1 protein-coding gene (cut by both window edges) is annotated in these 16,174 nt (G+C 39.1%); it reads right to left on the minus strand.

On the minus strand, positions 1–16,174 hold part of the coding region annotated (locus AB1414_00005; protein MEW6605818.1) for an IPT/TIG domain-containing protein (this coding region is incomplete at both ends). Its footprint runs off both ends of the window (22,731 nt to the left, 24,245 nt to the right); 16,174 of 63,150 annotated nt are visible.

Raw genomic sequence — 16,174 nt, forward strand, 5'->3', positions numbered from 1 at the left:
TAAAGAATGTAGAAGTCGCTATTTTACCGCTATTCAAACCAGTGACAACAATAGTCGTTGCACCATAGGGTTGAGTATCAATACTAAAGGTAGTTGAAAATGACCCGGAGGGAGTCGTCGTAGCATACGATACCGTCTGCGTGGTACCAAACTTAATATGTATCTGTTCGGTAATTCCAAATCCTGTCCCAATTATAGTAACTTTTGTATTTACAGTCCCGGTATCAGGTGTAACTAAATGAATATTAGGTAAGAGATTATAAGTGCCTGTATTTTCTACTACTGAACAACTCAAATCTTGTGCCTTAATCGTCTTAATACCATAAGGTTGGGTATTAACCGTAAAGGTAGTGCTAAATGAACCTTGTGCCGCAGAGGTAATGGTAGTAATAGAAGGAGTTGTCCCAAAATGAATATAGATAAGGTGTGTCGCCCCAAACCCATTCCCGGCTACGGTAACAATACTACCTACTGTCCCGGAAGTTGGAGTAATCGAGAAGATATTTGGTTGGATAACAAATATCCTTTCTTCTGCAGAGATATTCGATTTAATATCCGTAGCCTTAACAGTCGTGCTACCATAAGGTTGAGTATTAATAGTAAAGGTTGTAGTAAATGACCCGGTGAAAGATGCACTCGCAGTAGTAATAGTATTTGTAGTTCCAAACTTTATTCGCACCCGCTCATTAGCAGTAAATCCAGAACCTTGTATAGTAACTATTGTCCCTACTGAACCTCTCGTTGGCGTTATATCTACTATATATGGAATTATCCTAAAGAATATCGTTTGTGTTCCTACTGGAGTAGATGCGATAGCAAGGATAGTTGCAGTTCCTAACGGCTGTGTATCTACGGTAAAGGTAATGGTGAAACTACCTAATATATCTGTTGAGGTAAGAACTATACTGGGAGTCGTCCCAAAATCAATCTGAATATTCTTTGTTGCCTCATAACCATCACCATATAATGTTACTACCATCCCTACAGAACCTTCAGTAGGTGTAACCCAGGTATGTGGTTTAATGACGAATTTCTCTTCGGCAAAGATAAGAGTTTGACTGGCTATTACACTTATAGTTCCATAAGGTTGAGTTTCTAACTTATGTATCTGGTCCGCCGGAAAACTACCATCAGAATTCATTAAAAATGCATCAGCATAATAAGAAGTTATACCTAAAACAATCCAACTTACTTGACCACCACCAAATCCATTACCATTTACAGTAATCATCCTTCCAATTGTTCCTTCAGTTGGCGTAACTAAGAATAGATGTGGCAGGATACCAAAGCTACTTGTAGCCTCGATATTTGAATCTGTTGTATCCCTGGCAGTAATAGTAAATGTCCCAAACGGCTGAATCGGTGCTGTAAATGTCGTTGAGAATGAACCATAAGCAGTCACCGAATTTGTTCCTAACTCTATAGTTTGTGGATTATTGTTTATACTCACCCCTGCCCAGGTTATCTGCACATAACTCCCTGTCCCAAAGCCATTACCCGCAACAGTAACTATCGTCCCTACCGTCCCTTGTGCTGGAGTTACTTGATAGATATTGGGCAGAATAGTAAATGGCCTTGATGTTGAGATAGGATTGCCCTGATATGCTGTCACTGTCGTTGTCCCGTAAGGTTGGGTATCTACGGTAAATGTGGTTGAGAAACTACCTTCGGCATAGGTTGAGGTCAGGGTCAAAGTCGGTGTTGTGCCAAAGATAATGCGGATGGATTGACTTGCACCATAGCCATTACCAGCAATAGTAACGATACTCCCTACTGTGCCTGATGTTGGTGTCAATGCAATAATCGTCTGCAATATCCTCACTGTCAGGTTATCTGCCACCCCTTGTGAACTACAACCTGTTGCCCGGACAGTTGTCGTGCCGTACGGTTGCGTATCAATCGTAAATGTCGTGGTAAAGCTACCTTGAGAATCAGCCGAAACCGTAGTAATACTTATCGTCCTACCAAAATCAACCCTGACTAATTCATTTTCTTTGTAACCAATACCGCGTAAAGTAACAATTGTGCCTACCGTCCCTTCGCTGGGCGTAACTGAGTCTAACTGCGGGCTAATGACAAAGTAGGTTTGTGTAGCGGCTTGCGTCTGCATACCAACCGCTAAGACAGTCGTTGTCCCCAGTGGTTGAGTATTTACCGTGAATGTGGTTGAGAACGACCCAAAGGCAGTTGAAGTAACTTTTGTAATCGTCCTGGTAGTGCCAAATAGTATATGTATTGACTCACTTGCCCCGTAGCCATTACCAGAAACCGTAACAATCCGCCCTATTGTTCCACTCATTGGGATGGGAGCAAATATCTGCGGCAATATCTTAAATGTCCTGGTAGCAGAGTCTAATCTGCCATATCCGGTAATCGTGGTAGTACCGTAAGGTTGGGTATTGATAGTAAATCTTGTGCTGAAACTACCATTGACATTGGCGGAAACCTGAGTAATAGTTGGTGTTGTGCCAAATGCTATCCTCACCGTCTCAGATGATGAATATCCGGTTGCCTCAATAGTGATTATCGTGCCTACCGTTCCCTGAAGTGGACTTACAAACCAGATTTGAGGTAGGATGTAGAAGGTACTTGTTGCCCTCCCACCAAGACCTGTAGGATATTCAATCGCTACTATAGTCCTCGTCCCTGCGGGTTGAGTATCAACAGTAAAGTATTTTGTAAATTCCCCTGAAATGGTAGTCGTCCCGCGTAGATCTATGTCGTCATAACTTGTTCTACTTGTTCCAAAGGTAACATAAATCTCTACTGATGCTCTATATCCATTGCCTTGAATAGTTATTCTTGTCCCAACCGTTCCAGTATTAGGTGATACTGAATAGACATTAGGTAAAATCCTGAATGTTTGTGTTCCTATCTGATGAGATATAGTTCCTGTCCCAACCACTAATTTATCATCAGGCACATCTCTTGGTTGTGTATTAACCGTAAATACACCTGTTAATGTCCCTGTTAATCCATTTGCAGTTAAAGTAGCAATATTTTGAGTGCTACCAAAACTTATCTGAACTGGCTCAGCTTTAGCATAACCATTCCCATAAAGTGTAACCTTAGTTCCTACCGTCCCTGCAGTAGGTGAAATTTGATATAATTTGGCGGTGATACAGAAATCGGTGGTATTAGTGGCACGATGTTCTGCTGGAAGATTAGTGCCTATAGCAACAATAGTAGTTGAACCATACGCCTGTGTATCAACAGTAAATGTCCCTACAAATGAACCATCTGCCAAAGATGTTATTACCCCAATACTCGTATGCATACCAAATTGTATTGTAATTGGTTCAGTCGCACCATAACCATCTCCTTTAACTGTTACTTGTGACCCAACTGTCCCATAATTAGGAGTAACCTCTCTAATTCTTGAGGTAATGGCAAAAGTCCCTATAGATGATACAGGATTATTAACACCTCTTGCTGTTATTGTAGTGATTCCATAAGGTTGAGTGGTAATGACAAAGGTAAGAGTAAAACTACCCTTATTATCTGTATTCGGGTCAAAAGGTTCTGTAACTACTGTTCTTTGTGTCCCAAAATCAATCTTTATTCTCTCTAAACCGTCAGGATAACCATTACCTTTTACTGTTATGGTAGTCCCGACTGTGCCTTTTTGAGGACTAATGTAGATAATATTAGGCATAATCTTAAACTCATCTGTATCTTCCCGCTGTTTATTTATGCCATACGCCCTAACCGTATGAGTTCCATAATGTTGAGTATCTACTGTCCATGTAATTGAAAATGTCCCTCTGCCACTGGTACTTATTTGAGTAATAGTCGCGGTACTTCCAAAATCAATCTGAATTAATTCACTTCCACCATATCCATCACCGGTTACAGTAACCAAACTTCCAACTGTCCCTGATTTAGGAGTAACTAAAGTAATATGAACATCTATTCTATATGTCCCCTCTACCTCTGCATGATGTCCTGATGTATCTACCGCAGTTATTGTCTTGGTACCAAAACTCTGTGTATCTACGGTAAATGTAGTTGCGAAACTACCCATAGGACTTGCAGTTATAGTTGTAATAGTCAAATTATTCCCAAATTCTATTCTTACACTCTGACTTGCTCCAAATCCCTCACCTGTAATAGTAACAAAAGAACCTACTGTACCGAATAATGGCGTAAGGCTACTTATATTAGCTAATATAGTAAATGTCCCATAAGAATTTGGTCCTATTAAATGACCCAAAACATCATTTTTACCACGAGCCTGAACAGTAATTATCCCATAAGGTTGAGTATCAACAGTAAAGGTAATGGCAAATGTCCCCATTCCATTAGAATTACCTGTAACAATTGGAGATGAGTCAGAATCTTTATTCCCAAAACCAATCCGCATATCACAGGTCGGATAATAACCATTACCAAACACCGTTACCCGACTCCCTACTGTTCCAGAAAGAGGTGAAACAATAGTAAGTTTATGAGTTATCGTAAATGTAGCTGTAGCAGTGGCATTAGAATTCATCCCCACAGCAAGAATAGTAGTATTACCATACGGTTGAGTATCTATGGTAAAGGTAGTAGTGAAACTCCCTTCTGCTACTGCACTAACAGTAGTAATAGTATTATTATTACCAAAGGCTATCCGAATTAATTCTGATGCCTGATACCCTACGCCTCGAATAGTAACAATAGTTCCCACAGTTCCTGTCTGTGGTGAAGGAGCTGTAATACTTGTCTTAATATAGAAAGAAGCCGTAGCAGAGGCAATTCTACCTTGAGCAATAATAGTAGTTGCACCTACCGGTTGAGTATCTACTGTAAAGGTACAACTAAATGTCCCAACATTACTACTACTTACTGTGGCTATAGTCCTGGTTGTCCCAAAATCTATCCTGATTAACTCTGAGGCACTAAATCCATCACCCGTAACTGTTACTACCCAACCTACAGTTCCATCTTGAGGATTAACAAAGGTAATATTACCCGTAATAACAAATATATTTTCGCTATATTCCTTCTCTGCCCTGTATGATTGCACAGCAACCGTAGTTGTGCCTGCTGGTTGAGGTGAAGTAATGGTAAAGATAGCAGTAAATGTTCCAGAATCAGATGGATTTATCATCCCAGACACCAATCCCAGCGGTTCTGCCGCAGAAATGGTAATTGTTCTAATTGTTCCAAAATGAATGACTAAATAATTCGGATTCGGCCAAACTTGCTTACTATATCCATCTCCTCGTATAGTTACTACCGTACCTATACTTCCCCAGGTAGGACTTACATAATGTATTCGCGGTAACACCATAAACTTTCTTGTAAATGATTGACTAAAGGTTAATCCTTTAATCGTAATGGTATGTGTGCCATAAATCTGGGTATCAACACTAAAGGTAAGTGTCCATGACCCACAAGTCTCTGCTGAAACCTGTGCAATAGTTGTCGTCCTGCCAAAATCTATAGAGATTGTCTCAGATGTCCCAAAACCATTACCTCGTATAGTTATACAGGTATTTTCTATTACCCCAGTAGTGGGTGTAAGTAAAATAATATCAGGCTCAATAAAGAATGTAGAAGTCGCTACTTTACCACTACTCAAACCACCTGCCACAATAGTTGTTGCACCATAAGGTTGAGTATCAATGGTAAAGGTAGTCGTCCATGACCCGGAGATAGTTGTCGTAGCATACGATACCGTCTGCGTGGTACCAAACTTAATATGTATCTGTTCGGTAATTCCAAATCCTGTCCCAATTATAGTCACCCTTGTATTAACACTGCCATTATCAGGTGTAACTGAATGAATATTAGGTAAAAGATTATAAGTACCTGTATTTTCTACTACTGAACAACTCAAATCTTGTGCCTTAATCGTCTTAATACCATAGGGTTGTGTATTAACCGTAAAGGTAGTGCTAAATGAACCCTGTGCCGCAGAGGTAATGGTAGTAATAGAAGGAGTGTTCCCAAAATGAATATAGATAAGGTGTGTCGCCCCAAACCCATTCCCGGCTACAGTAACAATACTACCTACTGTCCCTGAAGTCGGTGTAATTGAGAAAATAGCTGGTTGGATAACAAATATCTTTACCTCTGCAGAGGTATTCGATTTAATATCCGTAGCCCTCACCGTCGTGCTACCATAAGGTTGAGTATTAACAGTAAAGGTTGTCGTAAATGACCCTATGGAAGATGCACTCACAGTAGTTATAGTATTGGTATTCCCAAAACTTATCCTGACTTTTTCATTGGCAGTAAATCCAGAACCTGTAATAGTAATTACACTGCCTACTGTGCCAAAGGAAGGAGTAACTTCCACTATCTGAGGTATGATATCAAAGAACGCAGTAGTTGTCCCTGCCTCTAAATCTATTGCCAGAATAGTAACGCTTCCTAATGGTTGAGTATCCACGGTAAAACTAATAGTAAAACTACCATAATCATTAGTAGTAGCAAGAGTTATACTCTGAGTTGTCCCAAAATCAATCTGAATACTCCTTGTTGCCCTATAACCATTACCAAATACCGTCACCTGACTACCTACTGTCCCTGATAAAGGATTCACACCTGTAATATTTGGTAGAATAGAGAATGTACTGGTAGCATATAAACCAGTCGTCTGGGTTGCCATTACAGTTACAGTCCCATAAGGTTGACTCCTTATATTATTACTCCAAACATTTTGGAAACTGCCGTCTGATTGCATCGCAACTCCTTCCGTTACAGGATTATACAAGACAATTCCAATCTTAACATTAGCAGAATAATTACCATCAAATCCATTCCCATTGATACTAATAGTTGTTCCGATTGTCCCTCTTGTTGGAGTAACTAAGAATAGATATGGGAAGATAGTAAAGCTCCGGGTAGCACAAACACCTGAAATACTGGTATCTGTTGCCATAACGATGTGACTTCCCCGTACTTGAACGGGTGCGGTAAAGGTAGTGGAGAATGAGCCAAAGGGACTAACAGGAGTTGTAGTGCGGTAGATTGTGCCAAAGTCTATATTGACACCAATACTTCCTGTCCCAAACCCATTACCTGCAATAGTAATTACTGTCCCAACAGAACCCTGATTAGGTGTTAATTCAATAAGATTAGGCAAAATAGTAAATGTTGCCTCTCGTGAAATAGGATTACCTTGATAAGCAATAACCGTCGTTAGACCGTAAGGTTGGGTATTAACAGTAAATGTGGTTGAGAATGACCCATTGGCATAAGTTGAAGTAGTATGCAATGTAGGTGTTGTGCCAAAGATAATGCGGATTGATTGTGTCGCACCATAACCATTACCCACTATGGTAACTATAGAACCAACTGTGCCTGATGTAGGTGTAAATAAAACAATGTTTGGTAATATCCTGATACTCAGGTTATCTGCCCAAAGACCTGAGGCAATCCCTCTGGCCTTAATCGTGGTTGTCCCATAAGGTTGAGTATCAATGGTAAATGTCGTCGTCCAACTACCATCAATCGTAGCAGATACCGTAGTAATCGTTCGCGTCGTTCCAAAATCTATCTGCACTAATTCTGATGCCTGATACCCAACTCCGCGCAAGGTGACGACGGTCCCTACCGTTCCTTCACTTGGAGTGATTGAGTCAAGTTGTGGTTTAATCACAAATAAGTTAGAGGCAGATGCCCCTGTTCTTGTGCCTACCGCAACAATCGTTGTTGTCCCCAAAGATTGCGTATCTACTGTCCATGTAGTTGAGAACGACCCAAAAGCAGTAGAAAGTGTCCGGGTAATAGTGGGTGTTGTCCCAAATTGAATACAAATCCACTCGGTTGCTCCATAACCATTACCATAAACAGCTACTACCTGACCTACTGTCCCGGATGCAAGCACAGGTTCAAAGACCTGCGGCAGTATCTTGAATGTATTAGTCGCTGGCTCTAATTTGCCATAACCGGTAATCGTAGTAGAACCATACGGTTGTGTATCAACAGTAAATGTAACCGTAAATGTTCCATCAGCATAGGTTGAGACAGTAGTAATGGTTCTTGTCGTCCCAAAATCTATCCTGACCGACTCTGTGCCACCAAACCCATCTGCCTTAATGGTTACTACTGTCCCTACTGTTCCTGAAGTTGGACTAACAGAATAAATATGTGACAGGATATAGAATGTTGTTTCCTTCTCATTCACCTCACCATCTTCCTCGGCAATAATAGTTGTAGTTCCTTGCGGTTGACTATCCACTGTATAATTATAGACAAAATTACCACTTAAAGTAGTAACAGTAGCCTTATCTCCACCTGCTATCCGTTTCGTACCAAAAGATATCAATATATTGACTGAAGGGTTATATCCTGTTCCAATAATACTTATTAATGTTCCTACACTACCTCGTGATGGAGTAACCCAGAGATTAGGTTGAATAATAAACTGTCTATTTATATCTTGTTGTTCAAAGGCAGAATCATTAACCGCGATAATCGTTGTCGTGCCATATTTTTGAGTATCTACGGTAAATGTTATGGTAAATGTCCCTGTTGAACTGGTAGTAACCTGGGTAATCGTCCTTGCCGTCCCAAATTCTATCCGCACCTGGACACTGGCACCATAACCATCACCGGTAACCGTTACAAGAATACCTACTGTGCCTGTGGTAGGCGTAATTTGAGTGATATTTGAGGTGATATTGAATGTTCCGCTATGCGGTTCCTTTGAAGTATTACCATAGGCAGTAATAGTAGTAATCCCGTAAGGTTGAGTATTAACAGTAAATGTGGCTGAAAAAGTGCCCTTACTCGTAGCAGTCGAATAGGTAATCGTAGTTAATTTACCAAATAGAATCTGAATTCCTTCATTCATCCCATAGCCATTACCATAGATAGTCACTATCGTGCCTACATTACCAAATTGAGGTGTTACTTGATAGATATTCCCAAGAACCTTAAAATATGCTAATGCAGATTCATTAGGTGGATATGGATTAGATGCCGTTATAGTAGTTGTCCCATAAGGTTCTTGATTAATGAGTGCAATTTGATCGCTAAAAGTTCCGTCTATTGTAGTTGTTCCACTAATTGAAATTTGATAAGTAGAACCAAAATATATACTTATATATGCTCCTCCTGAATAACCATTACCGCTTATAGTTACCGTAGTCCCAATTGAACCTGAACTTGGGGTTAACTCAATAATATTAGGAGAGATAGTAAATGTGCCTTCATCATAACTTGAGTTTCTACCAGAGGCAACAATTGTCTTTTGCCCAACACTTTGTGTATCAACTGTAAAGGTAATGGTAAATGTCCCTTTATTATGAGCAGAGGTAGTAGTTATAGTATTGGATTTACCAAAATCTATACGAATATCATCTAACTCTCCATAACCAGTTCCTTTAATCGTAACTATTGTGCCGACACTACCGGTGGTTGGAGATAAAAAGATAATGTCGGGTATTATCTTAAATTCTGCAGTACTTGACCCATCACGACTAAGTCCGGTAGCTAAAACAGTCTTACTCCCATAAGTCTGAGTATCAATAGTAAAAGTAACATTAAACTTAGCATATACATTATCCGTCGTAGCCAGAGCAATGCTTCTGGTAACACCAAAGTCAATTCTGACCTCTTCACTGGCACCATAGCCATGCCCTTCTACCGTAACTATAAATCCAACTGTTCCATAAACAGCTGGCTGAACGATAATATTTGGTTGCAGGATAAAGTAATCAATATCTGTTATATAGGTATAACCTAAATTTGTGGCTTTAATCGTGACCGTCCCCATAGGATAATCAATCATCGTCATATTTGGAGAGACAAAGAGATCATAAGAAATCGTAAAACTTCCCCCTCCACTACTCATAATAAATCCTCTACCTGGTCCATTATCACCAAAATCAATTCTTACATCACAAGTTGCACGAAATCCATTTCCCATAACCGTCATCTTAGTTCCTACTGTTCCAGAAGATGGTGAAACTAATGTTATATTAGGTAAAATCTTAAAATTACCATATGCCATAGTATTAGAATTACTACCAATAGCTTTAATCTGTGTATCTCCATAAGGTTGGGTATCAATACTAAACATAGAGGTAAATGCACCTGCCGCGTCTGTACTAACCATAGTAATAGTCTTATTAGTTCCAAATAAGATAGAGACCATTTCTGTAGAGCCATAACCATCCCCACGCACCGTAACAAGAGTTCCAACAATTCCTTCTGGAGGTGAAATTAAAGTAAGTTGTCCAACTATGCAGTAGAATGATATATCCGTAGCACCTGTCGATGAGCCAATAGCAGTAATGGTGACACTACCGTATGTTTGTGCGATAACCGTGAACACCCCGGTAAATTGTCCTTTCTCATTGGTAGTAGTAGTAGTTACGGTTGTATCTTTACCAAAAATAATATGGACTTCCTCAGAACTTCCATAACCATTTCCTGTCACGGTCACTATCTTTCCTACTGAACCTTGTGATGGATTTACGGAAGTTATCTTCCCTAAAATAAAGAATGTCCATCTATTATCTTCCTTGCCATAAAGTTGTCCTTCAACATAGACAGTCTTTGTTCCATAAGGTTGGGTATCGACTGCAAATGTAGTTGAAAATGTTCCATCACCACTTGCAGGAATAGTTATTGTCAAACCAACCCCAAATACAATCCTTATCTCCTCACCATTTCCAAACCCATCACCTCGAACATTAACACTACTTCCTACTATCCCTCGTATTGGAGTTACCTCTACTACCTGAACTAATATCTTAAATTCTTTATTAGCAAATTTATTCAAATCATTAAATTGAATGCCCGTAACTGTCTTACTCCCATAATGTTGTGTATCAACAGTAAAGGTAAGGGTAAATGTGCCATCGCTATTAGTTGATATTTGGGTAATAGTGGGTGTTTTACCAAAGGCAATCCGAATACCCGTTGTGGCATCAAATCCAGTACCAATAACGGTAATTATTGTCCCAACTGTTCCTGATATAGGTGTAATAATAATCTCAGGAATAATCTTAAAGGAGGTTAATAAACTTGAAGTTGCTCGTTCTTGAGAGGTTAGACCAACGGCTATAATAGTGGTTGTTCCATAAGGTTGAGAATTTATCGTAAAGGTAACTGCAAATGTCCCCATATCTGTAGAAGTAACAGTAGTTATAGTCATTGTTGTTCCAAAATGAATATGCACACTCTCTGAAGCATCAAATCCATTACCTTTTACTATTACCGAAACCCCAACTGTTCCTGTCTGAGGATAAAGATATATAATTTCACCTTTAATATAGAAATAATTATCTATTGCATCACCCCCATCAAAATCCGTTGCTCCAACAGTTGTAATCCCCGCCGGTTGGATATCAACTGTAAATGTATAACTAAATGTCCCATTTATATTTGGTAGAGGTCTTGAATATTGTGACGCTAAATGAATTACTTTCCCAAATTTAATCTCAACTTCTTTTGAGACACTAAATCCATTACCTTCTATTGTCACCCAGCTACCTACTGTGCCAGATGAAGGAGTAACTAAAATAACTTTTGGTATAATCCTGAATAATCTATAACTATATGTATCATATTCTATCTCAGTAACACTAGTGGTAGCTACTTGTGATGTTCTGGTTCCTCTAGCAGTAATGGTGGTGATAAAATTCCAGGCTTGGGTATCTACTGTAAATGCTACCTGGAATTTACCCCTATAATCTGTTGAACTAAAGGCAATAGTTGGATGAGTGCCAAAATTTACCTCAATATTTTCTGTCTTACCAAAGCCATTGCCATATACCGTAATCAATGTGCCAACACTACCTTTGTTTGGCGAAACTCGATAAATAGCCGGGACAATAGTAAATGTCCCTCTACTCTCCGCTCCTGTATTTACATCTCTGGCAACAACCGTAGTTCTCCCATAAGGTTGGGTATCTACGGTAAATGTAACCGAGAAACTACCACCAAACTCACTGGCAGTAGTAGCGGTAATAGTCATCGTCGTGCCAAATTGTATTTCTACACGGCCATTAAGACTATAACCACTACCATTCACCGTGACCATAGTTCCAACACTGCCGGTAACGGGTGTAATTGAATCAATCACCGCTAAGACACCAAAGTGCTTGACCGCTTCTGTCCTACTTGTTTGACCAATAGCAGTAATAGTTCTCGTTCCAGACTGGGTATCAACCGTAAAGGTAGTAGTAAATGAACCATACCAATTTGAAAATGTCGTAGTAATAGTCTTTGTCGTGCCAAAATGAACATAAATTTCCTCTGAGACATAATAACCATTACCATGAATAGTGATGATAGTTCCAACGGTTGCCTGTTGTGGCGTGACCCACTCTACTTGCGGGTTGATTTTAAACAGGAAGAAAGAATCTACATCATTAGCACTATGTGGTGCATCTCCATATCCTGTAGTAGTTGTTGTTCCCCAGGGTTGAGTATCAACACTAAATGTCGCAGAGAAGGTACCTGATAAATTAGTTGATGTAACAGCCACGGTAGTAACTCTACCAAACTTTATCCGAATCGTCTCTGTAGCTTTATATCCTGTCCCTCGAACGGTTACTACCGACCCCACCGTGCCACTACCTGGCTCTACCCAAAGATTAGAAGTAATACGCAAACTACTGGTAGCAGGAAGTTTTAAGGTAAAACCATAAACTACTATTGTTGTACTACCATAAGGTTGCTCATCTATATTAAACTTAGGTCTAATATTTCCATTATTATCATATACCTGGTCAAAATCAGTTATCGTAATTGATATTGTCGTTCCAAAATCTATCTTTAGTTTCTCATTTAGAGCAAACCCATTTCCCCAAACCTGTATTGACTGTCCAACTGTCCCTGTGTCAGGATCTACCATGGTAATATTAGGCAGAATAAAGAAGCTGCTCCCTGTCGCTATCTGTGTAGTATAACTTATAATAATCACCGTTGTTGTTCCACCTGGTTGATTTTCAACATTAAATTCTATAGTAAAAGACCCATGTTGAGTAAATGTATCACCATGATTTTGAGTAGCAGTAGTACCAAACTTAATCTGAATATTCCCATTGGCAGGATAACCATCCCCATGTATAGTAATAGTACTGCCTACTGTCCCTCGCCCAGGATTTATAAAGACAATATGTGGTAAAATCTTCAAACTATTGGTTGCTTGTTCATAGGAACTTAATCCTATTGCAACTATTGTCGTAGTTCCATACGGCTGAGTGTCAATGGTAAATTTGACTGTAAATGACCCTTCTGCTACCGAACTAACAGTAGTAATAGTAGGATTACTACCGAATTTAATGTGAATCAATTCTGATGCTTTATAACCATTACCTCGAACCGTGATAATACTACCTACCGTTCCTTCTTGTGGCATTACCTCAACAATATTTGCTTTGATATTAAAGAATTCATCATCCTGTATATTGTCAGTTTCATAGGCAATAATAGTCGTAGTCCCTGCCGGTTGTGTAGTTACGGTAAAGGTAGCATAAATTATTCCTGCATTACCTTGTGCTGTTACCCAGGTAATTGATAAAGTAATCCCAAAATGAATAGTAACAGTAGCTCCTCCATCATATCCAGCACCATCTACTTCTACTAAGCTACCAACCGTGCCAGAGGTAGGCGAAATCCATCTAATACCTGCCTTTGTTAAGAAATAGTAAATTGCTAAAGTCTGAGTCTGACTACCGGTAGCCACAATGGTCTGAGTACCAGCTGACAGAGGGACTGTAAATATCGCTGTAAATGTTCCCCATGCATTTGAGATAGATGTTGTTATCGTAGGATAAGTTCCAAAATCTATCCTTATGTTTTCAGTGGCACCAAATCCTGTTCCTGATAGCACTATCGTAGTCCCTTGAGGACCTTCAAATGGGATAGGTAAAACAGGTATAAGGTTAGCTTTTATCCTGAGACTATTAATTGTCCCATATTGAGAATTCTGACCGGTAGCGATAATAGTAGTCGTTCCATATTTTTGGCTATTAATCGTAAATGTAACAGTAAATGAACCTTCAACTTCAGAGCTAACAAATGTGATAGATAAGGTAAGCCCAAAATCTATCCTTATCTTTTCCTGTCTCCCATAACCATTACCAGAGACTGTAACTTTACTTCCTACTGTCCCCTCGGCTGGTGTAACCAAAAATACCTTTGGTAGGATAGAAAAAACGGTATTCGTAGATTGTTCACTATTAGCACCTTTACCAACAATAGTAGTTATCCCATAGGGTTGTGTGTCTATCGTAAATGTAAGTGTAAATGAACCATTGCCATTTACCGTCTTAGTGGCAATATTATTATTAGTCCCAAATTTAATCGTTATTGTTTGAGATGCAGTAAAACCATTACCTTCTATCGTAACCACACTGCCTACCGTTCCAGATATCGGGCTAACAGAGGTAATGAAAGGTTTGATGGTAAAAGTTCCTTCAGCCTCATCGGCAATACTTCCACCCTGTCCTTTTGCTTTAATCGTAGTTATACCATATCCTTGAATATCTACAGTAAATGTAACCGTAAAAGAACCAATAACATCTGAAGAAGTAACGGTAATAGTTCTGCTACTACCAAAATGTATCATAATATCCTCTATTTGAGCATAACCATTACCTGCTACCGTAACAATTATCCCTACCGTTCCTTCTTTAGGAGTAATTAAAAAGATATTGGGTATTATTTTTACCCATCCGTGTTTCTCCTCACCTTCATATATCTCAGTAGTAGCCCCAGTAGTTACACCGATTGCATGTATATTAGTATTTCCATACTTCTGTGTATCTACAGTAAATGTAGTTGAGAAAGAACCATCTGTATTGGCAGTAACCACAGCAATAGTAAGTGTATTACCAAATTTAATCCTGACTCTTTCTGAAGAACCAAAACCATTACCTTCAACAAATACACTTGCTCCAACAATCCTTTCTGGAGCTGTTTGTATCTTTGAAGGAGTAATTATCTGTGGACGAATATAGGTATATGTCCCTGCTGAAACACCCGTCCTTGTTCCATAAATAGTAATAGTAGTTGTCCCATACGGTTGTGTATTAATCGTAAAGTATGTAGTAAATGAACCAAATGGAGTAGTAAATCGTATATCTGTCGTCGTCATACTTCCTTCTGAACCAAATTCTATCCGTATAGTCTCCGACGCCCCAAAACCATTACCACTGATTATCAAACTTTGTCCTACCCAAGCATAATTCTCAATACCAGTAGGAAGGATATTTCTATTATCAATAAAAATAATATTTGGCGTAATCTTAAATGTACTCGTTGCATAAAAACCATAGATAGCATTAGATGTAAATCCTGTAGCCGTGATAGTAGTTGACCCGGCAGGTTGTGTATTTACGGTAAATCTGACACTAAATGTACCATTAGTATCTGTGGTTACAAATGTCCAACTTGGAGTCGTCCCAAAATCTACCTTCACCCGCTCTACACTACCATAACCATTACCAAAGATGGTTACAAAACTACCTACCGTGCCTGCAGTCGGGGTTACTTGATAAATAGCAGGGAGGATGGTAAATGTCTCAGTGGCTATAACACCCACGATTCCACCAAAACTCTCTATTTTAATGGTAGTAGTACCTGCTGGTTGAATATTTACAGTAAATGAAGTACTAAATTGTCCCCGTGTGCCTACTTCATCAAAACTAACAGATTTAATTTCATTATCTTTTGTACCAAAATAAATATATATATCCTGAGAAGCAGGAAATCCATTACCTTTCACTGTTACCCATGATCCTACGGTCCCTTCCTCAGGAGAAACATAATGAATTCTTGGTTGAATACTAAATGTCCCTTTAGCTAACACATCTTGAATAGAACTATATGCAACAATGGTGGTAATTCCATAAGCTTGGGTATCAATAGTAAATGTAGTAGTAAATGAACCGATGGCATCACCTGTAGTTAAGGTAACAGTTTGTGCCATCCCAAATGCAATCCTTATTCCATCTGTTGCCACAAAACCATTTCCTTTCAATGTAATAATAATTCCAACCGTACCAGACGAAGGTGAAATCAATATAATATTAGACACTATTTTATATGATTTAGTCAATTCTCTTCCACCATCATATACCTTAACAGTCTTTGTCCCATAGAATTGTGTATCCACTGTAAATGTAGTGGTAAAAGAACCACAGGCATCTGATGAAATGGTAGTAATATCCTGTTCTGCACCAAAATCAATATGTATCAACACACTTGATTTAAATCCATC

Source organism: bacterium (assembly GCA_040755795.1).
Taxonomy (GTDB): Bacteria; UBA9089; CG2-30-40-21; order CG2-30-40-21; family SBAY01; genus JBFLXS01.